General features: G+C 62.7%; 24 protein-coding genes. 8 read left to right on the forward strand and 16 right to left on the reverse strand.

The genetic code is table 11. The features are described 5' to 3' along the window. The 5 genes from M1D34_RS25285 to M1D34_RS25305 form a co-directional block, all read right to left on the reverse strand. Positions 1–1,635 (reverse strand): alpha-amylase family protein, encoded by a 1,635-nt coding sequence (locus M1D34_RS25285; protein WP_498783067.1) that lies wholly within the window; start codon positions 1,633–1,635, stop codon positions 1–3. After that, on the reverse strand, positions 1,632–2,027 hold the full coding sequence (locus M1D34_RS25290; RefSeq protein ID WP_498783069.1) for a sensory rhodopsin transducer: 396 nt from the start codon (positions 2,025–2,027) through the stop codon (positions 1,632–1,634). The genes M1D34_RS25285 and M1D34_RS25290 overlap by 4 nt, the downstream gene beginning before the upstream one ends. Before the next feature lie 8 nt (positions 2,028–2,035). Beyond that, the gene (locus M1D34_RS25295) at positions 2,036–3,265 is read right to left on the reverse strand and encodes a D-arabinono-1,4-lactone oxidase (RefSeq protein WP_498783071.1); all 1,230 of its coding nucleotides are present in this window, start codon (positions 3,263–3,265) and stop codon (positions 2,036–2,038) included. Position 3,266: 1 nt separating this feature from the next. Next, positions 3,267–3,659 (reverse strand): sensory rhodopsin transducer, encoded by a 393-nt coding sequence (locus tag M1D34_RS25300; protein WP_498783073.1) that lies wholly within the window; start codon positions 3,657–3,659, stop codon positions 3,267–3,269. Between the two features lie 76 nt (positions 3,660–3,735). Then, on the reverse strand, positions 3,736–5,553 hold the full coding sequence (locus M1D34_RS25305; protein ID WP_498783075.1) for a thiamine pyrophosphate-dependent enzyme: 1,818 nt from the start codon (positions 5,551–5,553) through the stop codon (positions 3,736–3,738). A 144-nt stretch (positions 5,554–5,697) separates the two neighbouring features. Between M1D34_RS25305 and M1D34_RS25310 the strand changes: the two genes are divergently transcribed. Next, positions 5,698–7,350: a phospholipase D-like domain-containing protein gene (locus M1D34_RS25310; RefSeq protein ID WP_498783077.1), complete on the forward strand. Its 1,653-nt coding sequence runs from the start codon at positions 5,698–5,700 to the stop codon at positions 7,348–7,350. Here M1D34_RS25310 and M1D34_RS25315 read toward each other — a convergent pair. Continuing rightward, positions 7,245–8,186 (reverse strand): putative bifunctional lysylphosphatidylglycerol flippase/synthetase, encoded by a 942-nt coding sequence (locus M1D34_RS25315; protein WP_010975013.1) that lies wholly within the window; start codon positions 8,184–8,186, stop codon positions 7,245–7,247. The genes M1D34_RS25310 and M1D34_RS25315 overlap by 106 nt on opposite strands. Positions 8,187–8,196: 10 nt before the next feature. Between M1D34_RS25315 and M1D34_RS25320 the strand changes: the two genes are divergently transcribed. Continuing rightward, positions 8,197–8,994, forward strand: coding sequence for an endonuclease/exonuclease/phosphatase family protein (locus tag M1D34_RS25320; protein WP_027991351.1), 798 nt, complete (start codon positions 8,197–8,199; stop codon positions 8,992–8,994). Between the two features lie 73 nt (positions 8,995–9,067). Here M1D34_RS25320 and M1D34_RS25325 read toward each other — a convergent pair whose 3' ends face one another. Continuing rightward, positions 9,068–9,574, reverse strand: coding sequence for a ferritin-like domain-containing protein (locus tag M1D34_RS25325; RefSeq protein WP_010975011.1), 507 nt, complete (start codon positions 9,572–9,574; stop codon positions 9,068–9,070). Positions 9,575–9,749: 175 nt separating this feature from the next. Here M1D34_RS25325 and M1D34_RS25330 point away from each other — a divergent pair, with 175 nt between their 5' ends. Further along, a complete protein-coding gene (locus M1D34_RS25330; RefSeq protein ID WP_498783080.1) occupies positions 9,750–9,881 on the forward strand; it encodes a hypothetical protein in 132 nt (43 codons plus the stop codon). Between the two features lie 3 nt (positions 9,882–9,884). Next, positions 9,885–10,208: a hypothetical protein gene (locus M1D34_RS25335; RefSeq protein ID WP_088198788.1), complete on the forward strand. Its 324-nt coding sequence runs from the start codon at positions 9,885–9,887 to the stop codon at positions 10,206–10,208. A gap of 18 nt (positions 10,209–10,226) precedes the next feature. Here M1D34_RS25335 and M1D34_RS25340 read toward each other — a convergent pair whose 3' ends face one another. The 3 genes from M1D34_RS25340 to M1D34_RS25350 all read right to left on the reverse strand — a co-directional run bounded on the left by M1D34_RS25340 (position 10,227) and on the right by M1D34_RS25350 (position 13,288). Beyond that, complete coding sequence (locus M1D34_RS25340) at positions 10,227–12,203, reverse strand: protein-L-isoaspartate(D-aspartate) O-methyltransferase (protein ID WP_498783082.1); 1,977 nt, start codon at positions 12,201–12,203, stop codon at positions 10,227–10,229. Between the two features lie 154 nt (positions 12,204–12,357). After that, positions 12,358–12,963 (reverse strand): general stress protein, encoded by a 606-nt coding sequence (locus tag M1D34_RS25345; protein WP_127521121.1) that lies wholly within the window; start codon positions 12,961–12,963, stop codon positions 12,358–12,360. A 22-nt stretch (positions 12,964–12,985) separates the two neighbouring features. Then, complete coding sequence (locus M1D34_RS25350; RefSeq protein WP_498783085.1) at positions 12,986–13,288, reverse strand: PepSY domain-containing protein; 303 nt, start codon at positions 13,286–13,288, stop codon at positions 12,986–12,988. Positions 13,289–13,484: 196 nt separating this feature from the next. Between M1D34_RS25350 and M1D34_RS25355 the strand changes: the two genes are divergently transcribed. Next, positions 13,485–13,631, forward strand: a complete 147-nt coding sequence (locus M1D34_RS25355; RefSeq protein ID WP_010975006.1) for a hypothetical protein — start codon at positions 13,485–13,487, stop codon at positions 13,629–13,631. A 51-nt stretch (positions 13,632–13,682) separates the two neighbouring features. Further along, positions 13,683–13,856, forward strand: a complete 174-nt coding sequence (locus M1D34_RS25360) for a DUF1328 domain-containing protein (RefSeq protein ID WP_010975005.1) — start codon at positions 13,683–13,685, stop codon at positions 13,854–13,856. Between the two features lie 121 nt (positions 13,857–13,977). On the opposite strand, the gene M1D34_RS25365 is transcribed toward M1D34_RS25360, so the two are convergent. Next, the gene (locus M1D34_RS25365; protein ID WP_003532132.1) at positions 13,978–14,217 is read right to left on the reverse strand and encodes a hypothetical protein; all 240 of its coding nucleotides are present in this window, start codon (positions 14,215–14,217) and stop codon (positions 13,978–13,980) included. Positions 14,218–14,423: 206 nt separating this feature from the next. On the opposite strand from M1D34_RS25365, the gene M1D34_RS25370 reads away from it, so the two are divergent. Both M1D34_RS25370 and M1D34_RS25375 read left to right on the forward strand, forming a co-directional pair. Then, the gene (locus tag M1D34_RS25370) at positions 14,424–15,326 is read left to right on the forward strand and encodes a hypothetical protein (protein ID WP_498783088.1); all 903 of its coding nucleotides are present in this window, start codon (positions 14,424–14,426) and stop codon (positions 15,324–15,326) included. Beyond that, a complete protein-coding gene (locus M1D34_RS25375; RefSeq protein WP_003532130.1) occupies positions 15,323–16,033 on the forward strand; it encodes a metallophosphoesterase family protein in 711 nt (236 codons plus the stop codon). The genes M1D34_RS25370 and M1D34_RS25375 overlap by 4 nt, the downstream gene beginning before the upstream one ends. A 76-nt stretch (positions 16,034–16,109) precedes the next feature. Here M1D34_RS25375 and M1D34_RS25380 read toward each other — a convergent pair whose 3' ends face one another. From M1D34_RS25380 to M1D34_RS25400, 5 genes are all read right to left on the reverse strand, one after another. Beyond that, complete coding sequence (locus M1D34_RS25380; protein ID WP_498783090.1) at positions 16,110–17,279, reverse strand: zinc-dependent alcohol dehydrogenase; 1,170 nt, start codon at positions 17,277–17,279, stop codon at positions 16,110–16,112. A gap of 109 nt (positions 17,280–17,388) precedes the next feature. Next, on the reverse strand, positions 17,389–20,607 hold the full coding sequence (locus M1D34_RS25385; RefSeq protein ID WP_498783092.1) for a beta strand repeat-containing protein: 3,219 nt from the start codon (positions 20,605–20,607) through the stop codon (positions 17,389–17,391). Between the two features lie 432 nt (positions 20,608–21,039). Then, complete coding sequence (locus M1D34_RS25390; protein ID WP_498783094.1) at positions 21,040–21,309, reverse strand: hypothetical protein; 270 nt, start codon at positions 21,307–21,309, stop codon at positions 21,040–21,042. An 824-nt stretch (positions 21,310–22,133) separates the two neighbouring features. Further along, a complete protein-coding gene (locus M1D34_RS25395) occupies positions 22,134–22,769 on the reverse strand; it encodes a response regulator (protein WP_498783096.1) in 636 nt (211 codons plus the stop codon). Then, positions 22,769–24,442, reverse strand: coding sequence for a sensor histidine kinase (locus M1D34_RS25400; RefSeq protein WP_498783098.1), 1,674 nt, complete (start codon positions 24,440–24,442; stop codon positions 22,769–22,771). The genes M1D34_RS25395 and M1D34_RS25400 overlap by 1 nt, the downstream gene beginning before the upstream one ends. Positions 24,443–24,514: the final 72 nt, after the last annotated feature.

A 24,514-nucleotide genomic window follows, 5' to 3' on the forward strand; every position in this document is an offset into this window, starting at 1 on the left:
TCAATCCTTCTTTCCCGAATGAAGCCAGACGTAGCCGAACGGACCGAGCCCTATCGCCAGACGCTGCCCGGAAAGCTCGACCTCACGCTCGCCGAGAATGTCATTGAGCCTGGCGTCGATTGCGCCGGGCAGTTCGAGCTCCGCCCGCCGCTTGCCGTCCGAAAGATTGTGCAGCACCACGAATAGTTCGGTGCCGTCGGAATAGGCCAGCGCGAACAGCGCCGGGTCTCCGGTGTGCAGCATGACCGGGCGTCCCCTGTTGAAGAGTTCGTGCCGGCGCCGCGTCAGGATCATCGCCCGCACGCGGTTCAGAAGCGACCCCGGGTCCTCACGCTGAGCTTCGACATTGACCCGCTTGAAGGAGAATGGGCCGTCTGTCACCGGCGGCTGGACGAGTTTGGCGCGCTGGGCGGTGGAGAAGCCGGCATTGGTACCCGCATTCCACTGCATGGGCACGCGGACCGGCTCCCGGCCCGGTCGGGAAAGGTCCTCGCCAAGGCCGATCTCGTCGCCGTAGAGAACGAGCGGCACGCCCGGGGAAGACAGAAGCAGACTGAAGGCGAGTTCTATTCTCGCCCGGTTTCCGTCCAGCATCGGCGCGAGGCGGCGCCTGATGCCGCGTCCGTAGATCCGCATCTCCTCATCCGGGGCGAAGGCTGCAAAGGTTTCCTCTCGAATGTCTTCCGGCAGGCGATCGAGGTTCAGTTCGTCGAGATTGCGAAGGAAGTTCGCCCAGCCGCGATGGGGAGGCGGCTCCGGCATGATCGAAAGCGCCTGACCGATGGGGTCGGCCTTCTGCCCCGCAAGGCTCGCGGCGAAAGCCGCACACAACACGAAATTGAACAGAAGGTCGAGCTTTCCCTCACCGAAATAGGACCGCAGCTTTTCCGGCGCCAGGTCCGCTTCGCCGAGCAGAAGGCCGTCCTGGCGCCTCCCGTCGACCAGCTTGCGCATTTCCCTGAGAAAGCCCTGGGGGTCCCTGGGGTCCGCGTGCTCTATGCCGGTTTCGCCGATTACGAATGGCGCGGCATCCACCCGGAATCCGTCGACGCCCAATGTCAGCCAGTAGTCGACCACACGGAGCAATTCGTCTCGCACCGCCGGATTGGCGATGTTCAGGTCCGGCTGGAAATGGCGGAACTTGTGGAAGTAATAGGCCTGGGCGAGATCGTCATAGGTCCAGACGCTGCTTTCCTCGCCGGGAAACGCCGTCTTGTTGTCCGGAGCGACCGGCGGCGGGCTTTCCGACCAGACGTAATAGTCGCGGAAGCGGCACCTCGCGTCGCGCCGCGCCGCCTGGAACCACGGATGCTCGCTGGATGTGTGGTTGGCGACGAGATCGACGATGACGCGAATGCCCTGTTCGCCGGCGGCGTGCAGGAAATCCAGGAAGTCGTCCAGCGTTCCGAGAACCGGATCGATGGAATAATAGTCGCTGACGTCGTAGCCGTTATCGGCAAAGGGGGACCTGAAGAAGGGCGAGAGCCAGACACAGTCGATGCCCAGATAGTGCAGATAAGACACGCGCTCCTTGAGACCTATGAAGTCGCCGATCCCGTCGCCATTTCCGTCCGAAAATCTGCGCACGTCGATTCCATAGATGACCGAGCTCGAGAACCACGGCGCCTCTTTCATCGTCCGCTCCCTTGAAGGTTCCGCTCCGCATAGGCCGCGGTCGCCACCGCGATGCGCGATGCTGTGCCGCTGTCGAGGCGGGTAAATTGCACGACCACGGGAATATCCGCGTCGATGACCGCGCCGAAATCCTCGTCCAGCTGCAGCGCCTCGGGAAAGATCAGGTCGTTGAAGCGGATGCGGCGGACCCGCCTCGCGGCGACCTCCACCTCATAAGGTCCGACAGCCGGACGATCCGCATAATGGATATGAATGCGCAGCCTGGCCGGGCTGTCGCAACAGTTGAGCACCGCGATCTCGTCGCGGCTCGTGAATTCGGGTTCCCGACCGTTGCTTTCAAGGGGAATGCGCCCCCCGGCTATCGTCCATCGCCTCTTGCCGATCGCCTGCATACGCCCTCCTAACAACCTAGAAGCCCGCGCAGATACGGCGTCAGGAAGCGCCCGTCCGGATCCATTTCCTGCCGGAGCGCGAGAAAGCGGTCCCACATCGGGTAAAGGGGTCTGAGCTCGGCTGCGCGAAGGCTGTGCTTCTTCGCCCAATGCGGCCGCCCGCCGTAATCGCGCATGATCGGTTCGAGGTCGAGAAAGAAGTCCCAGTAGGGGAGCGTCGCATTCTGATGAAGCGATATGCTCACGGAATCCCGCCCATAGGCTTCGCTGAGCCAGCTGTCGTCCGCCTTGATGTAGCGATAGAGCAGACGCCAGCCGACCGAGCGGCGCCATCTTTCCTTGATCCGCGCGCGCAGCTTTCCGAGGCATTCCGGCCCCGCTTCGGCGGGCATGGAATATTCCATCTCCTCGAAACGATGCGGAAGGTCGCTGTGCTGGGGAATGACCGCGTGCGGCGGGCCGGTTTCGTCCTTTGCCAGCCGTGCGAAGGCGCCGTAATCCTTCTCCTCGCCGGGCGGGTTGAGGCAACGGATCTTCACCTCGTCGGAGCGGGGATACCAGTAGAAATCGAAATTCCGGTTTTCGCGGGAGAGCTTATCGAGCACCTCCATGCATGGCTCGAAGGCAAGGCACCATTCCTGGCGGTGCAGATCGTGCAACGGCTCGAGCTTCAGAGTGGTCCAGGTGAGAATCCCGAGCGTCCCGAAGGAGACGCGCAGGGCCCGCACGAAGTCCGGCTCCTCTTCCACGTCGAACGTCCTTATCTCACCCCCGGCGGTGACCAGGCGGCCGCCCACGAGCATTATCGACAGGTTGGCGAAATTCCGTCCGGACCCATGCGTTCCGGTTCCGATCGCACCGCCGACGGTCTGGGTGGCCACGTCGCCGAAGTTGGAGAGCGTCATGCCGGCTGCCTGCAGCTCCTTGCTGAGCTCGGTCAGCTGCGAGCCGGCGCCGACCGTGGCGCGGTGGTGTTGCGCATCATGCTCGCGTAAGCCGCAGATGTCGGCCATGGAGACCAGGATGTCGTCGGTCACGTAAATCTCGCTCGACGAATGGGCCGAGCCGACCGGCCGTATGCTGCGGCCCTGCCGCGCGGCTGCGCGCACGAGCGCCGCCACGGTTTCCTCGTCTTCCGGCACCTCCAGACGCGACGGACGAAAGCGCAGGCCGCCCGACCAGTTGTGAAAATCCTGACCGAGGTTCTGAGAGGTAGCACTCCACGGTGTTTTCGGCATGCTACTCCTGGCAATAGGCGATTGTGCTCAAGAGAGCGTGGGGCGGTTGCCGGGAATCGAGCCGCGTCTGCTGCACGACGATCGGCGTGTCGGATTCGATCAGCGAGGCATAGGGCGTGTCCCGCGGCACGCGCTCCGGATCGTCGAGATCGTTGAAACGCAGGTGGACCGTCCGGCGGGCCGCGACGGTTACACGGTACGGACCTGCGGGCTCCCGGTCGGAAAAGAACAGCATGATCTCGACCTTGGCCGGCGTGTCACCGGTATTCAGGATGCAGGCGCTTTCATGGGAGACGAGCGCTGGGGAGACGAGCACGGGATCGTCGCTCGCGCTCGAAGAAGGGATGTAGCCGTCGGCGATTGCCCATCGCCTGCTGCCTATAGCATGCGTCATTCTCGGGTCCTCGAAGCCCATACTTCCGGTTCGAACCGAAGAAGGCATGCTTTGTTCCCGTCGGCGGGAATGCGCTCTACGGAATTCCCGGCAATTCGCCGGTGTTCTCGTCCGGCGCCGCCTCATGCGGCGGCGGCGGCTCCTCGTCGGTTACCTTCCTGCCGACGGAGGAATTCCTGAGGTTTTCCTCGATCTTCTCGTGCCCCGGCGTTTCCGGAAGCGCGGCACGGAAGTTCCGGGCGTAGTCCGCCGGCATTTTCGGCGGCATCAGCGGCTCGTAACGGTCGACCAGCGCCTGGATGACCACCGGCCCATCCACGGCGAAGGCCTGATCCATGATCCCGTCCAGTTCGCCGAAGGACCGGACGGTGAAGCCCCGGCCGCCCATGGCCTCCGCCGCGGCGGCGAAATCGATCGGCGGCAATTCGCAGGCGAATTGCGGATTGCCGAGAAACATCATCTGCTCCCAGGCGATCTGGTTCAGCATGTCGTTTCGGATGACCAGGAGCTTCAAAGGAATCCGGTATCCGACGGCTGTCGCAAATTCGCCGAGCTGCATCGCGAAGCCGCCGTCGCCGACGACCGCATAGACCGGGCGGTCCGGCATCGCGATGCCCGCCGCGATAGCATAGGGCAGGCCCGAGGCCATCGAGGCGAGGGCGCCGGAGACCGCGAACATGTGGTCCGCACCGAGATCGACATGACGGGCCGCAAGCTCGGTGTTCTGTCCGGAATCGGTGACGACGATACCGTTCTTCGCGATGCGCCGGCCGAAAGCCGCGACCGCCGCCTGCGGTTTCAGGGGAGAACTCCTGTCGCCTTCCATCGCCCGCAGCTCCCGGCGCCAGTTTCGCGTCTGCTCTTGCGCCCGCTCGAGGAACGACCTGTCCTGCTTGCGTTTGAGCCGCTTGTTGAGCATGCGGAGGGTCTCGCCTGCCTCGCCGACCAGCCCGACCTCGACGGGGTAGCGCAGACCGATGCGCTGCGGGTCATGGTCGATCTGGATTCCGGCTGCCGTGTTCGGCCTGGGATAATATTCGAGATAGGGGAAGGTCGAGCCGACGATGAGCAGCGTGTCGCATTGCTGCATGATCTCCTGCGACGGCGCGGTGCCGAGTATGCCGATGCCGCCGGTGGTCAGCGGGTCGTCGTCGGGCAGCAGCGCCTTGCCGAGAAGAGCCTTCGCCACCGGCGCGCCCAGCAGTTCCGCCGTCTCGCGCAGAGCCTCCTTCGCCTCGAGTGCGCCGCGCCCCGCAAGAATTGCCACCTTCCTGCCCGCATTCAGGAGATCCGCCGCTCTCGAAAGATCGCTTTCTAGCGGCACGAGCTTGCCGGCGAAATACCGGCTCGGCATGTGCCCCGGCCGGTTGCGGCGGGACCGCCCGCCATTAGCCATCCGCTCCTGCACGTCGTTGGCGATCGAAAGATGCGCCACGCCGCGCTTGGAGAGCGCCGACCGGCAGGCAAGGTTTGCGAGGTTTTCCATGTGGGCTGCGTCGTTCACCTGCGCGTTGTAGACGGCGACGTTTTCGAAGACGCGGGTGAGATCGACGTCCTGCTGTGAGAACGTCTCGATCAGGTCGTGATACTGCATGCCGGTGATCGCGAGCACCGGCATCTGGTCCAGCTTCGCATCGTAGAGGCCGGTCAGCAGATTTGTGCCGCCCGGGCCCGATGTGGCGAGGCAGACGCCGAGTCTGCCGGTGAATTTGGCATAGGCGCATGCCATGAAGGCGGCCGATTGCTCGTGGCGCACAGAAACGAACCGGATGCGATCCTGCCGCCTCCTCAGCGCCTCCATGATGCCGTTGATGCCGTCTCCGGGCAGGCCGAAGACGACATCGACCTTCCATTCGATAAGCGTGTCGATGAGGATGTCGGAAGTGTTCGGCATATTTGCCCCTCCTCCGGTCAGCGTATGGGTGATTGGCGGGTTCGATTGAAGGCTCGGAACCTTCTAATCTCGTCCTGCCGGGAAATGTTCCGCCATGGCAAAGCTCCGCCGACCTGGTCGCCGCGAAGGCTTTGTTCGGCAACAATGCTGCTCCTGGAACAAATCACGGTTGAAAGGGATTCATTTCCAGTCGCCACGTACGGGATAGGAAGCTTGGACTGGAAAAGCGCGTTCACCGGAAATCCGGCCGGCCGATGGCGTCGGACAAGCCGGCCGATAATCAAGGAGGCGGAGAATGTCTGGCGCAGCGCGCCCGCACGGCATCTGTCCTTCCTGGTGGACGCAGCCGCCTATTATGCTTGTCTCGACAGTACGTTCGATCAGGCGGAAGAGCAGATCTGGATCACCGGATGGGACTTCGATCCGCGCATCAAGCTCAGACCGGACGACCCCCAGGCGGAATCGCTCGGCAGCAGGCTCGAGCGCCTCGCTGCGCAAAAGCCGAAACTGAAGATCCGCATTCTCGTCTGGGCGATGGGACCGATCTACTCGGGAAAGTCGCTCAGGCTCTTTCGCAGGCAGCAATGGGCGGCCCATCCGCAGATCGAACTTCGCTTCGCGAGCCACCGGGCGCTGCGCGGATCGCATCACCAGAAGCTCGTCTGCATCGACGACAGCATCGCCTTTGCCGGGGGCATCGACCTGACGGCGCGCCGCTGGGACACGCCGGAGCACGCGGCCGAGAACGAGTTGCGGCGCGATCCGGACGGAAAACCCTATGATCCGGTGCATGACATCCAGGTGGTGCTCGAAGGCGAGGCGAGCCGCGCCATCGGCGATCTCTGCAGATCCCGCTGGAAAGCCTCTACGGGCGAGGAAATCGAGGCGCCGCCCGCGAGGGCGCTTGCATGGCCGAACGGCACGGTGCCGGTGCTCGAGGATTGCCCGGTCGCAATCGCCCGCACGGAGCCGGGCTCCGGCAAAAGGCGCGGCCGGCAGGAGGCACTGCGGCTGACGCTCGATGCCTTGCGCAGTGCGCAAAGTCACATCTACATCGAAAACCAGTATTTCGCATCGGGAAGAATTGGGCAGTTGCTCTGCGACCGGCTGCAGGAGCCGGACGGCCCGGAAGTGGTGGTCATCACCACCCGCAGCTCGCATGGGCTTTTGGAACGCATCGTCATGGGAGGAAACCGCGACCGTCTCGTTCGGCGGCTCAAGCGGGCCGACCGCTACGGCAGGCTCAGGGTCGCCTACCCGGTCGTTCCCGCCGCCGACGGATCCGAGCAGGAGGTGATTATCCATTCCAAGGTGGTCGCGATCGACGATCGTTTTTTCCGCGTCGGCTCGTCGAACTTCAACCACCGCTCGGCAAGCCTCGACACCGAATGCGACGTCGCCGTAGAAGCGGCCAACGAAGGACAGCGCGCCGCCATTGCCAGAGTCCGCAACGGCCTGATCGCAGAACATCTCGACATTGAAGCGGACGCCGTTGAAAAGGCACTGAGGGAAACGAACTCGCTCGTCGCCGCCTTGGACAGGTTGAACACGCGCCGGCGCGGCATACGCGCCTTCGATGGAATCGATGACGACGGCGCGACCAGTCTCGTCTGGGGCACGGAGATCGTCGATCCGCAAAGGCCGATCCGACCCTTTTATCGCACGCACAAGCTCGTGAGGCGCTGGATCGGTCAGCTTTTCGCCTTGCTCACCAGGCTTTTTTCCTCATCCCGACGGGCGACGAACTCAGCGACCGAAAGCGAGATCAAGCCGAGCGGCAGCGGCAGGAAGAAATAGATCGCCCGAAAGGCGATCAGAGCGCCCAGGCTCGCCGAACTGCCAAGCAGAAATGCGATCGTCGCCTCGAGTACGCCGATTCCGCCGGGGACATGGCTGACGATCGCGGTCACGCCGGCCCCGACATAGGCCATGGCCGTGTCGATGAAACTCACCTCCTCGAAGGCGCTGAGCAGCTGATGCAACGCTGCGCTGACGCAGAGGAAGTTGGCGACTCCGACGACGACCTGCAAGGCGGCAATCCCCACCGAAGGCATTTCGAAAGTCCAGCGAAAGATGCGAACCGAGCCCCGCAGAAAATAAGCAAGCAGGACGTAACCGGCCGCGGCCGCTATGCAGGCAGTGCCGAGCAGGAAAGCGCCGGTCGTGGAAAATCCGGTAAGCCGCGCGGCACCCGAAGGCACGATCAGAAAACAAAGCCCGGCCAATGCGACAAGGCCGAGGCCGACGGTGACGCCGCAGAACAGAATGACCTTCGCCACCTCTTCGGCGCTCAACCCCCAGCGCGAGTAGAACCGGTAGCGGACTGCACCGCTGCTCAAGGCCGCGCCGCCGACATTGTGGCCGATCGAAAGGCTGGTGAAGGAGGCGATGGCGATTTGCGGATAGGCGAGCTTCCGCCCGACATAGCGAATAGCGAGGGTGTCGAAGAGGGTCAGGCAGAAATAGGAAAGAAAGACGAAACCGATGCCCACAAAGAGATTCCGGGCCGGAATCCGCATGATCGAACCAGCGATTTCATGAAAGCTATGTTGGCTGAGGGTGCGATAGATCAACCAGCCCGCCACGCAGATACCGGCAGCGATGAACAGTCTCGCTAGAATTTTTCTGGACATCGGCCCTCCCTTGCGCACCCACCGGAACGAAAAGCAGGTGCTGCGTGTTCCGAAGGCGATGCGACAGCGGATACGTTTCCTCACCTACAACGTTCACAGCTGCTTCGGCACCGACCGCAGGCTCGATCCCGCGCGCATCGCCGCCGTCATCGCCGAATGCCAGCCCGACGTCATCGCATTGCAGGAAGTCGACGTCGGCCGCGCCCGCACCGGTGGAATAGACCAGGCCCATATGATCGCCACGCATCTCAACATGGAAGCCGAGTTCCATCCGGCTCTCCACCTGGAGGACGAGAAATACGGAGACGCCGTTCTGACGGCCTTGCCTATGCGGCTGATCAAGGCAGCACCCCTCCCCTCGTCCGGCGAGCCGCGGGGCGCGCTCTGGGTGGAGATCGACGTCGCCGCAGTCAAGCTTCAGGTGATCGTGACGCATCTCGGATTGCGCGGCGCCGAGCGCCTGCGCCAGGCGACCGCCCTTCTAGGCCCCGGCTGGCTCGGAGGAATGGCCCAGGGAGACGCTCACGTGGTCCTGGCAGGCGATCTCAACGCCACGGGGCGTTCGACCGCCTACAGGCTCCTGGCCCGACAGCTCAGCGACGCGCAACTGCTGACCGGCGCCAAGCCTCGGCCGACCTTTCCATCGCGATTGCCGCTGCTGCGCATCGATCACGTGCTGATCGGGAAAGGCATAGAAGTGGCTTCCTGCAGGGTGCACGGCAGCACCCTGGCGCGAAGCGCTTCGGATCATCTTCCGCTGCTTGCCGAACTGGACGTCGTGATGCGGGACAAGCAGGAACCGTCCTGAGAACCACAGCGCCGCGCATCTTGTCGGAGGCGCGGCGCTTTCGGCAGGTCCCGCAGGTCCGGCTGAAGCCGCTTCAGTGCTTGGCCGTCACGTCCCGCTGGTCTCGCTCCAGGAATTTTCGCGTGATCTCACCGGCGTTCTGAGCCAGCCACTCCGCCATCGCGATTTCCTGCTGCAGGATGCTCTCGCAGACCCGCTTTGTCTCCTGATCGCCCGCCTGTTCGGCTGCGGCGATGAGAATCCTGTAGCTGGCGATTTCCATATGCTCGAATGTATAGCTGGCCAGCGTGCCCTTGACGACTTCGTCACTGACGAAGAGGCCGCTCAGGCCTTGCCCGAAGGCAACGATCTTGCCGCTGATATCCTTGATGCTCGAGGTTCCGCCGTCGAGCCGTTCGAGGCAGCGCTCGAGCATGGCCGCCTGGTCCTTCGTCTCCTGCAGGTGGCGGTCGATCCTGGTCTTGAGTTCGGGATAGTTTTCCAGCCGGCTCGACTGGCTGGTGAGCATCGTGATCGCCTGCTCTTCCATCGCATGTGCATCCCTGAGCCAAGCCACAAGGTGTTCGTTCGCAGTAGCCATCGGATATTCCTTTCTTTTCGCGCGTCCTCCAACCGGCGGCTTCCCGAAATGTTCCTGCAGAACGGCGCGTGGCCGCGTCACCTGCGTGCTTCGGAACAATTCGACGCCTGGGTGATTGGAGACCGGAAAACCGCAGGTTTCGCGGTTCGGTCTCGACAATCGTCGGAAGGTTCACATGTCCAAGGTCCTGGCTGCAGCAGTGATCGTCGTCCTGGTGGTGATTGCGGCGCTCTGGATGATGTTTCCTCTCGACCAGACGGCCGAATCGGGGCAACCGCCGCCGCATGCGATCGACCAGTCGGAGTAGCACATGCAGGAAGAGCTCAAGATATACCGTCTGTCGCCGCTCGCCGAGCCCGACGATCCGAACTGGCAGAATGCCAGCTACCAGGGCGAGGTCGTGGTGGCGGCAAGATCGAGCGGCGATGCCCGCATTGTCGCGAGCGAGGCGGAACTCGATTTCCTCGAGATCGACGCCAAGCCGGCGGAAGGGGTGACGACCGACATGGCCAGCGCATTTCGCAGCGAGAAGCTCTACACCGTGGTCGAGGAGGGGCCGGCCCCGGACGGCACGGAACGCGGCGTGCTCAGCGGCGAGGTGAGCGTCGACAACATCATCTCGACGCAGCTTTAACTCAAGGATTCACGAGCCTCACAGGCCGAACGGGAACGTGTCCGGCACGCCCGCCTTTATGTGTTGCGCGCCGAGCGGTTCGACCGGCGTCGTCTGATCGAACCAGACGAAGGCGTCGAACTGCCGGGGCAGCGAAGCGTGGGCATAATGGCTGAAGCGTTCCGTGTCCGGCCGGTAGATCACCCCGATGAAGCGCTCGAGCATCGGCTTGAGGAGACCGTCGCGCAAACGCGCGCGGCGCGCGAAGTCGATGAGAAAGCGCCCTACCCCTGAGTCGTGCATCACGCGCTCATAGCTTCCTTCGAGCGACGGCCGGATCGGCTTCACCTCCATATCGCCGTCCCAATCGCTTGCGGCAGCCACATGGCCGCCATGCGTGCCGAAGCCGATCAGCGCTGCCTGGTCGCCAAACCGCTCGCGGCAGAGCTGACCGATGTTCAACTCCTCGCGGGCCGTGCCCATGTCGGTATGGCGGGCATCGCCGATATGGGAATTGTGCGCCCACACGACCGCTTTCGAGCGGGCGCCGCGTGCATTCAACAGATGCTCGAGCGTCTCGAACATGTGGGTGTCGCGCATGTTCCAGGAGTCGGCTCCGGCATAATACATGATGCGGTAATACCGCTCGGCCGAGGCGACGAGGCGCGCGTTCTGCACCGCGTCGAGAAGCTCGTCGCCGCTGTCGCGCCCGGCTTCGAGCTGCCTCTCCAGGAGTTCGCGGCATTGCCTGACGACGGCCTCTTCGCATTTGCGGAAGCCCGCGGTCATGGCCGCACGGCCATAGGTCGACGGCTCGTTCTGCCAGGGGGTCAGGCAACCGTAGCGCTCGCGGGCGACCGCGGCGGCCTCGGGGTCGGTCTCATCGAGATACCGGAGAACCGCGGAAATGGAGCCGCGCATATTATAGATGTCGAGACCGTAGAAGCCGGCCCGGTCAGGCAAGCTCCTGCGGCCGTTATGTTCGCGCATCCACTCGACGAAATCCATCACTTCGCGGTTGCGCCACATCCAGGTCGGGAACCGCTGGAACGGCGCTTCGAGGTGCATGCCTTGACTTCGATGTCGGACATAGCGGTCGACTGCCGCCGCATCCGGCCAATCCGCCTCGACCGCCACGATCGTGAACCCGTGTTCCTCGATCAGGCGGCGCGTGATGGCTGCGCGGGCGCGGTAGAATTCCGACGTGCCGTGGCTCGCCTCTCCGAGCAGCACGACCCGCCGCCCGGCAAAGCGATCGAACAGCAGCCCGAATGCAGGATCGTCGAGATCGGGCAGCGGCTCGGCCGCCTCTGCAACCATCTCGGGCAGCGTGGGCGCAGGTCTGAGCCTTGCCCGGGATTGAGCCCGCTCCTCATGCCAGCCGTATTCGCCGACGAGCGGCACGAATCTGACCCCGCCGAGGTCCTGCTCCTCGAATGTCGTGGCGTTGACCCGCGTGACCTTCATCAGACGCTGCTCCTCAGGGGGGCCGACGGGTATGACGAGATGGCCGCCGAGGTCGAGCTGCTCCTTCAGCGCATGCGGTATCTCGGGACCTCCGGCGGCGACCAGTATGGCGTCGAAGGGTCCTGCCTCGGGCCAGCCGGCCGTGCCGTCGCCGACACGCACATCGATATTCCCGTAACGGAGCTCGGCAAATCGTCTCTCGGCAACCTCGGCGAGGCCGGCATGGCGCTCGATCGTATAGACAGATGCCGCGATCCGGCTGAGCACCGCCGCCGCATAACCGGATCCGGTCCCGATCTCGAGCACTGTATCGCCCGGCTGGACTTCGGCGCGTTCGATCATCAGCGCCACGATATAGGGCTGCGAAATGGTCTGGCCATGGCTGATCGAAAGGGCCGAATCCTCATAGGCGAATTCCTCGAAGCCTGGATCGACGAATGCCTCCCGCGGGACGACGCCCATCGCCTCCACGACATGTCTGTCCCTTATCCCCCGTCGCGAGAGATGCGACGTGATCATCCGTTCGCGGGCACGGGAAAAATCAATCATGGCGGAAGCCTTCCTTGCGTCTCGTCGCAACCGCCGCGCCAGATCGTTTCATTGTTTCGCGAAGGGGCGCAGTGATCTGGCTCCTTCGGCGGCCGGGTTGCTTTTGCGGACCCGAACGGCAGTGTTCAGCTGTGCCGCGGCAGCGGCACCTGCGCTACAGCGCCGGGCGGCTGAGGCGTTCGCGTTCGCGTTCGATCTCGTCGAGGCTATAGGGACTGGAGGCGGTGTCGAACCGGGTCCAGCCATCCTCCGTATAGGCGCGGCGCCGGACCGATATGTCGACGGCGTCGCGATTTCTCAAAATCCCGTCCGCCTGTGCGACCAGGGGCTCCTCGGTCCTGACCACCACCAGCGTGCCGCCTCGGCGCACGCCCTCGGCGTAAAGATGCGCATCCTCCTCCTCGATCCCGGAATCGGTGAGCGATCCGATGATGCCGCCGGCCGCACCTCCGGCGAGAGCGCCGGCCGCCGCGCCTGCGGCGGTCGACGCCAGCCAACCAGCCGCGACCACGGGTCCGACCCCAGGTATGGCCATCAGGCCCAGGCCGGTCAAAAGCCCCAGCGTGCCGCCGCCCACGGCGCCCAGACCGGCACCTGCTCCGGCACCGCTTGCTGCAGCGGAGCCGTCGCCCGAATAGCGGTCGCCCGCATTGTTGGCGACGATGCTTATATTTTCGGAAGGAAAGCCTGCCGCTTCGAGATCGCTTACGGCGCCTCGGGCTTCGCCGTAATCGTCAAACAGCCCTGCCACGGTTCTCATTGTCTTCTTCCTTTATTTGACGTTAAAGCGCGACTACGTTGCCCTGAAAATCGAGAGTGACGGAAACGGATTTGCCGTCCTTCATCGCGGTTGCCCGCCAGATACCCTTGTCGTCGAGCTTCAGCTCCTTGACGTCCGTGTAGCCCGCCTCCTGCATCCGTTCCCGTGCCTGGTCTTCGGTGAAGCTGTTCTTGCCGGGGATAGGCGCCGTCGGGTTCTGCGTGTCGGGAGTGGCGATGGCCGGGGTGTTGCCGGCCGTCTGCGCGAAGGCCGGCGCTGCCGCAGCGCTCAACAGCACCGCAACGCCGAAGACGATGTTCTTCATGGCCTTTCCTCTCTCGGGAGCCTCATTCGGCCAACCAAACCGTCCGGGCCAGATTTGGTTCCGCCGGCAGTCGCTGGAACAATGGAAGGAAAGCGGACCGGCGCCGCCGGCTCGAAGGCCCGGACGGAACTTTATCGCCCTTCCCCGGTTGCATCCGCTCTGCTGCCGGTTTCGGTACAGCGCTGGAGGATGCGAGATGGCTACGAACGTAAAGGACGGCAAGACCGCCAAGAGCTCGAAAGGGACGCATGGCGGGAATCGTGCAGGCGATCAGGCGAAGAAGGACGACGTCAAGAAAAGCAGCCAGGCGGCCGGCAAGGATCCGAACCGGGGCAGCCGCTGAACGGCTGCGCCACGACGACCGCAACGCAGGAACTGAACGGAAGGAGTGACTATGCTGAAGTGGGCACTGATTTTCTTCGTCATTTCACTGATAGCCGGGTTCCTCGGGTTCTCCGGCGTCTCGGCTGCGACGGCGGGGATCGCGAAAATACTCTTCTACATTGCGGTTATTATCTTCCTCGTTTTCCTCGTATTGGCACTGGCCGTCGGAGGTGCCGTGACCTAAAGCACTTCCAGGAAAGTGTGCGACGGTTTTCCGTCCGGGAGTGCGTAGTCTCAAAATATAAAAGCGTTTCACTGCTTCAATGAAACAGCGAACGCCTTGGGTGAACGCGACACTGCTCCGGTCAGTGCAAGCTCTTGGAGTGACTGCGCAGGAGTGATCTCGCCTCCATCGCCGAACTCGGCCGCATGGCTGCAACATATTGCTCGGTCAACTCCAACATGGCGAGCGCGATTTCCTGCCATGACCAGCCCGCTTCCTCGGCCAGGGCCGTAAGGACCAGGAACTCGTCCTCCATTGCGCGCTGACATTCAAGCTCCCGGCTGTTTTGCTGGGTGTGGATCGTGGGGCTGATGACAGGCATATGCTCCTCCCTCAGCGGCGCATCAATAGACGTGCGCAGTCGCTGTAGCGCTTTGATTTGCCTAATGATTCTGCCCTTCGCTCCGCTCCGGGCGCTCATGCGATAGCTGCCAGACAAACGCCATGACGTGGCCAGCGGTTCCATCACGTTCGCGCCTTGGTGCATCCCAGCTAAAGTAGCGGACGCAAAGTGCGGGGACTTGAGGGATGCAATTCCCCACCTCGGGGCAAGCGGAACTTCCGAAAGACTGGCGTGTTGTCAGGGAAGTCTCGTTCATTTGGATGACCAGCATGGCGTCAATGCCCCCGCGCTCCCCTTTGGAACACCCGTCCGAGCCGCTCGCGCTGCCGCGTCTCGTCGACGAGGAGGCCGAAGCATTCGTTGCCGAGGCGATTGCCGAGCTGGGCCGGTCGCAAATTCCGTTCCTGATCGCGGGCACCTTCGCCGTCAGCGCCCATACGGGCATTTCGAGGCCGACCAAGGATCTGGACGTCTTCTGCAAGCCGGGCGATTACACCCGCATCCTCAATCATTTCAAGGCGCTCGGATACGCCGTCGAAATCGAGGACGATCGATGGCTAGGCAAGGTCTTCAAGGGGAAATCCTTCTTCGACGTCATCTTCTCCTCGCCGAACGGAACCATGATCGTCACCGATGCCTGGTTCGCCAATGCTCTGTTGATAGAGATCGGTGCCTCCACCTGTGCTATCGTCGCGCCGACGGAACTCGTCTGGTCCAAGGCTTTCATCCAGCTTCGCCACCGCTACGACGGCGCCGACGTCGCGCACCTGATCCTGAAGGCACATGACCGAATCGATTGGGCAAGATTGCTCGGATACATGGAAGCGCACTGGGAGGTCCTGCTCATCCACCTCCTGAACTTCCGATGGATCTATCCCTCCGAGCGCGACAAGGTCCCCCTCTGGCTGATGGACGAGCTCTTGAGCAGGCTGGCGGCGCAGAGAGACCTTCCACTGCCCCTGACGAAGATCTGTCGCGGCCGGATGTACTCGCGCCCCGACTACGAAATCGATGTGAAGGAATGGGGTTTCGCCGATGTCGGCGGCGACTCCGACATCAGCGCAGAACCTGAGGATACGGAGTCATGAGCAAGTTGAAGGTGGCCGCCGTGGCGGACCTGCATGTAAAGGAGGACCGATCGGTCTCCTATACCGATCTCTTTGCGGAAATATCGCGCGCCGCGGACGTGCTCGTGATCGCCGGCGACCTGACGGATCTCGGCAAGCCTGCGGAGGCGGAGCTTCTCGCCGCCGACCTGAAGTCCTGCACGATCCCGGTCGTCGCCGTGCTTGGAAACCATGATCATCAATGCGATGCCGTTGAGGAGGTTTCGTCGATCCTCGTCAGGGCGGGTGTGCATCTTCTCGACGGTCAGAGTGTCGAAATTTCGGGCGTCGGCTTCTGCGGAACCAAGGGTTTCATCGGCGGCTTCGGCCGGCATATGCTGGGCGCCTTCGGCGAAGCGGCGATAAAGACCATGGTCAAGACAAGCGTCGACGAAGCCATGCGACTGGAAAACGCCTTGAGGGCTACCAGGGCGGAGCGCGCGCTCGTCGTCTTGCATTATGCGCCGATCCCTGAAACCGTTGCCGGAGAACCGAAGGAGATCTATCCGTTTCTCGGGTCGTCGCGGCTCGCAGAGACCATCGACCGCTTCAAGGTGAGCGCCGTCGTTCACGGCCATGCGCACCAGGGTGCCTATCAGGGGCAGACGCCCGGCGGCGCCCCCGTCTTCAACGTCGCCGCCCATGTGGAGAAACCGACGGGCAGGCCCTACGCCATACTCGAGCTCTGAGGCACCTCGGGAGCACTTTCAGGAAAAGTGTGTGCGGTTTTTTCGTCCGGCACTGCGCAGCTTCAAAGGGGTCTTGTCACGGCCTCAGGACGACCTTGATGCAGCCGTCCTTTCTTTCCGCGAAAGTCTTGTAGAGTTCGGGGCCGTCGTCGAGGCCGCCGCGGTGGGTCACCACGAAGGACGGATCGATCTCGCCCTTCCGGATGCGGTCCAGGAGCGAAGGCAAATAACGCTGAACTGGGGTCTGGGCCATCCGGAGGGTCAGGCCGCGGTTGATCGCCGAACCGAGCGGTACCTTGTCGAGATAGCCGCCATAGACACCGACGACGGACACCGTGCCGAAATTCCTGCAGCAATGGATTGCCTGCCGCAACACATGCGGCCGGTCCGTTCCCATGAAGGTCGCCACCTTCACGCGGTCGACGAGCGAATCCAGGCTCGCCCGGCTGTCGGCCTCCGTGCCCACGGCGTCGATGCAGGCGTCTGCGCCCCGGCCATGGGTGATCTCCATGATGCGGTCGTAGATATCCTCAGCCATGTAGTCGAGTGTCATGGCGCCGGCGGATTCGGCAAGTCTCAGGCGCTCCGGGATCGTATCGATGGCGATGACCCGTTCGGCGCCGAGCAGGAATGCCGAGCGGATCGCCATCTGTCCGACTGGGCCGCAGCCCCAGACCGCAATCGTCTGCCCGGGTTCGATGTTGCAGAACTCCGCCGCCATGTAGCCCGTGGGGAAAATATCGGAGAGGAAGAGCGCCTGCTCGTCCGTGAGTTCGTCGGGAACTTTGATCGGCCCCACATCGGCGTGCGGCACGCGCAGATACTCCGCCTGTCCGCCGCTATAGCCGCCGAGGAGATGGGAGTAGCCAAAGAGGCCCGCCGGCGAATTGCCCCAGAGCTTCGCCGCCTTTTCCCGGTCGGGATTGGTTCGCTCGCAGGCGGAATAGAAGCCTTTCCGGCAGAAGAAGCACTCGCCGCAGGCGATGGTAAACGGAACGACCACCCGGTCGCCGACCTCCAGTCCCGTGGCGCCCTCGCCGACCTCCACGACCTCACCCATGGTCTCATGGCCGAGAATGTCGCCATTCTTCATGGATGGAATGAGGCCGTGAAAAATATGAACGTCCGATCCGCAAATCGCACAGGCGGTGACCTTGATGACGGCGTCGCGGTCATCTTCGATCTTCGGATCGGGCACGCTCTCGCAACGGATATCGCCTTTGCCGTGCCATGTCAGGGCTTTCACGTCGGAGCTCCTTGTCGGTCGGTGGAAGAATAAAAGGACGGGCGCTGCTCGTCCTTTCACGTTCCTCCAAACACGGAGCCCGGGCAGGTGTTCCCTGGAGCCGGGGCGATCACACGACGAGCACGAAATCGCCCGCGGTCAGCCCCGGATGCGTCGACAGCACCGCGAACTGCACGGCCGTGTGAGCGGAAAGGCTGCCGTCTGCGTCGTAGTAGAGCGCACCGCTCGTCGTGTCGTAGATGATCTTTTGGTTCGCGTTCGGCGCCGCCGTGGCATCGGCCGCCGCGTAGAACTGCGTCGCTGCCAGCGTACCGCCACTCAGCGTGGTGAACACGCTCTTCGACAGGAAGAGCCTGTCTCCGGCGGTGAAATCCAGGACCGTGTCGATATTCCCAGCGCCGAGAGCGTAGTCGAACTGGAAAATGTCCGCACCGGCACCACCGAAGAGGGTGTCGCTTCCGCCGCCGCCCGAAAGGAGGTTCGCGTTCGCGTCGCCGCTCAGGCTGTCGTTGCCGGTCCCGCCCCAGATGTTCTCGACGTTGCGGATCGTGTCCTCGGCCACGCCCCCGACCGTGACGGTCGTGTAGGTGGCCCCGTCGAGTGTGACGGAGACCGATGCCGTCTTGTCGCGGTAGCTCGCCGTATCGGAGGCCGCCCCGCCGTCGAGAATGTCCGCTCCGCCGCCGCCCGTGAGGAGGTCCTTGCCGTCATTGCCGTTGAGGGTGTTGGCAAGGCCGTCGCCGGTGAGCGTATCGTTGCCCTTGCCGCCGAACACATTCTCGATGTTGCGGATGGTGTCTTCGGCGACGCCGCCGACGAAGACGAAGCTGTCGCTGGCTCCTAGGAGCGCCACCTCGACAGACGCCGTCTTCTCGCGGTAATCGGCAGTATCCACGCCTGCGCCGCCGTCTATGAAATCGGCCCCGAGGCCCCCCCGTAACATGTTGCTCGCCGCGTCGCCGACAAGCGTGTCGTCACCGGAACCCGAGAGAATATTCTCAACACCGCGGATGATGTCTTCGGAGACGCCGCCGACGAAGACCGTCGCGTTCGCCGTGCCGTTCAGCGTAACAGTGATCGCGTCGGTCTTCTCGAGATAATCCGCGGTGTCGATACCGTTGCCGCCGTCCAGCACGTCGTTGCCGAGGCCCCCTTTCAGCGTATCGGCGCCGTCATTGCCGATAAGGACATTGGCCAGACTGTCTCCGGTGAGCGTATCGCCGGCTGAGCCGCCCGCGATGTTCTCGAAATTGCGGATCGTGTCTTCGATCACGCCGCCCACCTTGACGGCTACAGGGGTGGCGCCGTCGAGGGTCACGACAACCGATTGCGTCTTGTCCCGGTAATCGGCCGTGTCTACGCCGGCGCCGCCGTCCAGACTGTCGGCGCCAGCGCCGCCGCGTATCGTATTGTTGCCGCCGTCGCCCGTCAGCACGTCGGCACCGGCACCGCTGAAGATGTTCTCGATATTGCGGATCGTATCCTCGGCAACGCCGCCGACCGTCGCAATAGCGTCGGCTGCGCCCGCCAGCGTCAGGACGACACCCGCCGTCTTGTCACTGAAGTCGGCCGTATCGGACCCCGCGCCGCCGTCGATGGTATCCTGCCCACCGCCGCCCTTGAGAATGTCGCCGCCGCCGCCACCCAGGAGGACGTTGGCCTGCGAGTCGCCGGTCAGCACGTCCGCGACGGCGCTGCCCGTGACATTCTCGATATTGCGCAGCGTGTCCTCCGCAGCGTTCCCAACGATCACCTTCGCGTCGTTGGCGCCGTTGAGCGTCACCGCGATCCCCTTGGCTGAAGCCGAATAGTCGACCGTGTCGTTGCCCGCCCCGCCGTCGAAGACGTTCTGGAGCCCGTCGCCTGCGAACACGTCGTTGCCCGAGCCGCCGGTGACGTTCTCGATGTTGCGCAGAGTATCCTCCGCGACGCCGCCGACGAAGACCGTCGCCGGGTTCGACCCGGCCAGTGTCACGACCAGCGATGCCGTCATGTCACTGTAGTCAGCCGTGTCGCTGCCGCCACCTCCGTCCAGAAGGTCGGCGCCAAGGCCGCCGCGGAACGTATTTGCGGCGGCATCACCGGTAAGCTGGTCGTTGCCGGATCCGCCGATGACGTTCTCGATATTGCGAACCGTATCCTCGGCCGTCCCGCCGACGGTTGCAACGGCATCGGCCGCCCCGTTGAGGGCCAGAACGACGGATTGTGTCTTGTCGCTGAAATCTGCGGTGTCGCTGCCGGCGCCGCCGTCCAGCACGTCGGCACCGAGACCTCCTCGAAACGTATTGGCGGCCGCATCGCCGATGATCGTGTCGTCTCCCGAGCCGCCGATGATGTTCTCGATCTTCGCGATCAGGTCCTCGGCAACGCCGCCAACCGTGACCGTAACTGGCTTGCTACCGTTCAGCGCCACGGCAATCGCAGCCGTCTTGTCGCTGTAGTCGGCAGTGTCGCTGTCTTCGCCACCATCCAGGGTATCGGCGCCGTCGCCTCCCTTGAGCCAGTCGTTGCCACGCGCGCCCGAAAGCTTGTTTGCCTCCGCATCGCCTACGAGCGTGTCGTCCGCCGACCCGCCGACGATGTTCTCGATATTGCGGATCGTATCCTCCGCGATGCCGCCGACGAAGACCGTCGCCGCGTTCGCGCCGTTCAACTGCACGACGACGGAGGACGTCTTTTCGCGGAGATCGAAGGTATCGACCCCCGTTCCGCCGTCGGCCGTGTCGTTGCCGGCGCCGCCGGACAGCGAGTCGTCGTCGGCGCCGCCGTTGAGAATGTCGTTCCCTGCTTCGCCGCGGAGAATGTTGCTTCGGTCGTCGCCGGTCAGGATGTCGTTGCCCGACCCGCCATAGACGTTTTCGAAATTGCTGATCGTGTCCTCGGCGATACCGTTCACGAAGACGGTGGCGGGTGTCGCCCCCGCCAAGGTGACCACGACGGACTGCGTCTTGTCGGTATAGTCGGCCGTGTCGTTGCCGGCGCCGCCGTCGAGCACGTCGTTTCCGCCGCCGCCTCGGAACAGGTTGTTTTGGGCGTCGCCCGTAATAGTATCGTTGCCGGAGCCTCCGTAAACGTTCTCGATGTTGCTAAGAGTGTCCTCGGCCACGCCATTGACGAAGACCGTCGCGGCGGTCGCACCGGTCAGGGTGACTACGACTGAAGTCGTCTTTTCGCTATAGTCGACCGTGTCGACGCCCGCGCCGCCGTTGATCACGTCGGCGCCTCCAAGTCCCTGAATGAAATCGTCACCGCCGAACCCGCTTATCACGTCGTCTAGATCCGTGCCGATGAGGACATTGTTTCCGGCTGTGCCGTTGATGACTGCCATAGGAATTCCTCCCTAAAAATCTCCCGGCGGGGGCCTGGATATTGCGCCCAACGCTTGGAGGATTGCTGACCTGGAGCATTGCCGCCTTTCCGAGTTGCGGAAATGCTCTAACCCTTTGTGTTGCCGCAACGGACGGAAATCGCTGCGCAGTTGTCCTGGAGTTGTTCTAGAGAAATCGTTCCCCGTGATATGCGCGCCGCCTATCTGGCCATGTCTGCGTCAGAAGTCGCACGCTGTTTTACGGATGCCTTCGCTGGATGAAAGAATGCCTGGGCTTTATCGTCCGCTTCCCGCTAGAAGTTGTCGCAATCAAGTGTGTTCTATGCTTTTGGCCGCTTGGACCCAAGAAATCTGGACCTCGACGGCGCCTCTTCACAATCGCAAAATGGCCCGCTTGCCGGGTCCGGCATGACCCGGTCCAGGCGAAGCAGACTACAACAGCTTGTGCCCGTCACGCGGCTTTCCCTGTTTCGCCCCATCCTGTCGGGGTGCGGTCTGTCTGCGGTCCCTGATCCTGCCGCCGCCGGCTCCAGACTTGGCAATCGCGTTTGAGGTGAGGCTGGTGGAGAGCAGGACGGTGACTCGCGGCTGCGTCCAAACGACAAAGCGGCCACAACTTTTCGGAAATTCGCGGCGATCCTCTTCGCAGGTTGCTCCCGAATTTTCGGCTCCTTGAACGGCATAGTCGAAATTCCTGTGCATTCAGCAATCACACCGGGCATTCATCAGGCTCGCAACGATCGCTGCAGCACTTCGATTTGCTGCATGTTTTGTCCTTCATGGGCTACGATCGAAAGGAAACATGCAGTCAGGATACTGGCACCGCCCGCTGCGGTAGGATATATAGGAAACCCTATAGTGAAGGTGGCAATCACGGCGGCTGACGAACCTTACGATCCAACAGAATGCTGCCGTTTCGACCCGTTTTCACGCCCAAGGAACAAAGCATATATCTTTCCCTATATTTCGGCTTCGACGGTTTGATGTAATCATCGTGCCGTGAAGTTGCGTTTACTTCGCCGGCCGCGAGCAGCACTGCAGCAGCGCGTCCGTAAAAGTCTTCACCCTCTTAGAGGAAAGGGTCACCTATGCTTACACGTAGGAGAATTGTTTCCGTATGCGCGCTTGGAGTGTCCTTCCTAATGGTGCTCCCGCTTATTTCAGTAACTGTATTTGACGGATCTTCCGACAAGGCCTTTGCAGACAGCCGCGATATCGGCCACAAGAAGGGCGATAAGGGCAAACAGGACAGTGGCACTGTCAACACGGGAGACTGATCGACACCTGTGTCGTAGCTCCATGCAGCTCGGAGGCTCTAAGGGCCTCCGTTTTTTTTAGGAACCGTACGCATTCGTCTTGGAATGACTTTATTCTAGAGCAACCCCAGAAGGTTTGTGGTCGAGTGTTCCGTCCGGAAGCGGTCGCTTCAAGGGATGATATCCATCCGTTTGAAGGTCAGGCCACCATCTATTGAGCTCGCGGGACGACCTGACCTGACAGATGGTCCATCTGGCAGCATCGCACCACTAAGACTTCAGGGGATTGGTATACTGCACGTGAAGCGCGGCAAGGGTGGCGCGATTGTTGATGTCCAACTTACGGAAAATATTGTGCAGATGGATCCCGACCGTACCTTCGGATGTTCCGAGTTTCGACGCGATCATTCGGTTGGAGAGGCCGCCGCAGATCAGCGCTGCGATCTCGCGTTCGCGCGGTGTGAGCAGACTGAACCTCTCCAGCGTCGCGTCGTCGCTTATTTGAGACGCTTTTGCCATCAGATCGGCCGGCAGCCACTTCCCGCCCATGGCGACCTGCCGCATGCAGTCCAGCAGCGCTTCGGGGGCATATTCCTTCAGGAGAAGGCCGGAAAGCCCCATCTTCAGCGCTTCCGCGACCTGCGGGCCGCTGATCGTCGCGGTCAGAAAAATGACCCTCGTCAGACGACGGGTGCCACGGATGGCCCGCAGAATTTCCAATCCGCCCATGCCGGGCATGGCTACGTCGAGGACCGCGATATCGGGCTGCAGGCGGGATATGAGTGAAACCGCCTCGACGCCGCTTGCCGTTGCCCCGACGACCCTGAAGTCCGGCGCCGCGGCGATAATATCCTGAAGCCCTCGCAGGAGCAGCGGGTGATCGTCGACGAGCAGCACTGAATGCATCACCTGAACTCCAGCTTCAGCGGCAGCGTGATCTGGAGACCGAGGCCCGGCGCATTCCGGCAAACCGCCAGCTTGCCGCCAAGCTCTGCGACCCGCTGCGACAGCGAGAAGGGTTCCTTGAGTTTGAATTTGAGTTTATCCGGCATTCCAGCGCCGTTGTCGGTGATCTCCAGGTTCAAGCACTCCGCGGTCTTGGCGAAAGCTATTCGCAACTCAGTGGCTCGCCCGTGGCGAACCGCGTTGGCGGCAGCCTCGGAGATCAGCTGCATGATCTCGTAAAGCATCCACTTGGGGACCATCAGTTCCGCAGGTCCGAGCGAAACCTCGATCGCGCAATTCCATTGCGCTTTCAGAAGGCCGAGAAACTCCGGCAGTTCCTGGTCGAGCCTGGCAAGGTTCCCCTCCTCTCCCGGCCGGTTCTCGTCTACGAACTTGCGTACGCATTGCTGCTGCTCCAGGATGATCGAACCCACCTCCGTCAGCTGTGCCTTTGCGCCTTCCGGGATCCCTTCGCCGATCAGTTTCAGTTTGAGACGGGCAGCGGTGAGGTTCTGGAGCACGCTGTCATGCAGGTCCCGGGCAAGGCGCATGCGTCCTTCGGCGCGGGCGGCCTGGATGAGGGCGACGCGTTCCAATTCCGCCCCGACCCGCGTGGCCATGATCCGGGTCAGGTCCTTGGTGTCGTCGGCTGCATTGCCGAAGCTGATGACGAAAACTGCGCCGCGATAGCGCAGGCTCGAAAAAGCGGCTGAAAATACCTTGCAATCAGATTGATCAGAGCTTGCGCGGATCTGAGGCAGGTCAGCGAAAAGGCCGTTCAAGGTCTCGCCGTTCTTGGAGTAGCGTCCGTCGTAGCGATCGGGATCGTGCCGCCGCCAGAATTCGGGCTCCGTGAGATCGGCGAGCTGGAGCGTTCCGCTGGTCCAGTATGCGGCGCATCCGGATTCGAATTCCTGCTCGCGCCAGATGACGAGCAGGTGTGCGTCGCCGAGAACGCCGGAAGCGTGCTCCAGCAGAATGCTCAACCACGAGACCCGGTCCTCCCCGATCGCACCCTGCGGCCACTGCGCCAGATGCGCCAGGCGTTGGCGGCTTCGCTCCCTGTAGGCTCCGAAATAGCCGAGCGTCGACGCGATGAGCACGAAATAGATAGAGCGCATGATGAGCAGGTTGAGTCCGGTCTCGCCGTCGAGAAGATCGGGAAGGCCCACCACGAGCTGAACGAAGAGAGCAACGAGGGCTCCAAGTGCGGCTCCCTTCAGCCCCCAGCGCATCGTCATCGCGAGGATAACGAAGGGGAGGATCGAGAAGAACGGGCTCGCCAGCTCGCTTGTAAGGAAGGTCAGCCAGCCGACAACCGCCGCATCGACACCGTGAATGAGCAGGTGCACCGGACTGATGAACGAGTAGCGCAGCGGAAAGATGACCAAGGTTACCGAAAGCAGAAGGTAGAGGCAGAGAACGACGCGCGATTCATAGAGCATCGAGTTCGGCCGAGTGGGGTCGAGATAGATCGCCAGAATTGCGAAAGCGGCCGTGATCACGCGACCGAGGCAAATCAGGCGTTCAGGATCGGTGCGCAAAAGCCATTCGCGCGCCAGCCCGGCAAGTTCCTTGGCGGGACGGTGAGTGCCCGTCGCCGCGTTGTTTCGGCTCGATTGCGTGGTCGCCATGCGCAACTCCAAATCCGCGCACTCGCGAGAGTGAAAATTTATTTTAGTATATTGCGATCTTCACTGCGATCG

The sequence above is a fragment of the Ensifer sp. D2-11 genome (genome assembly GCF_054161295.1).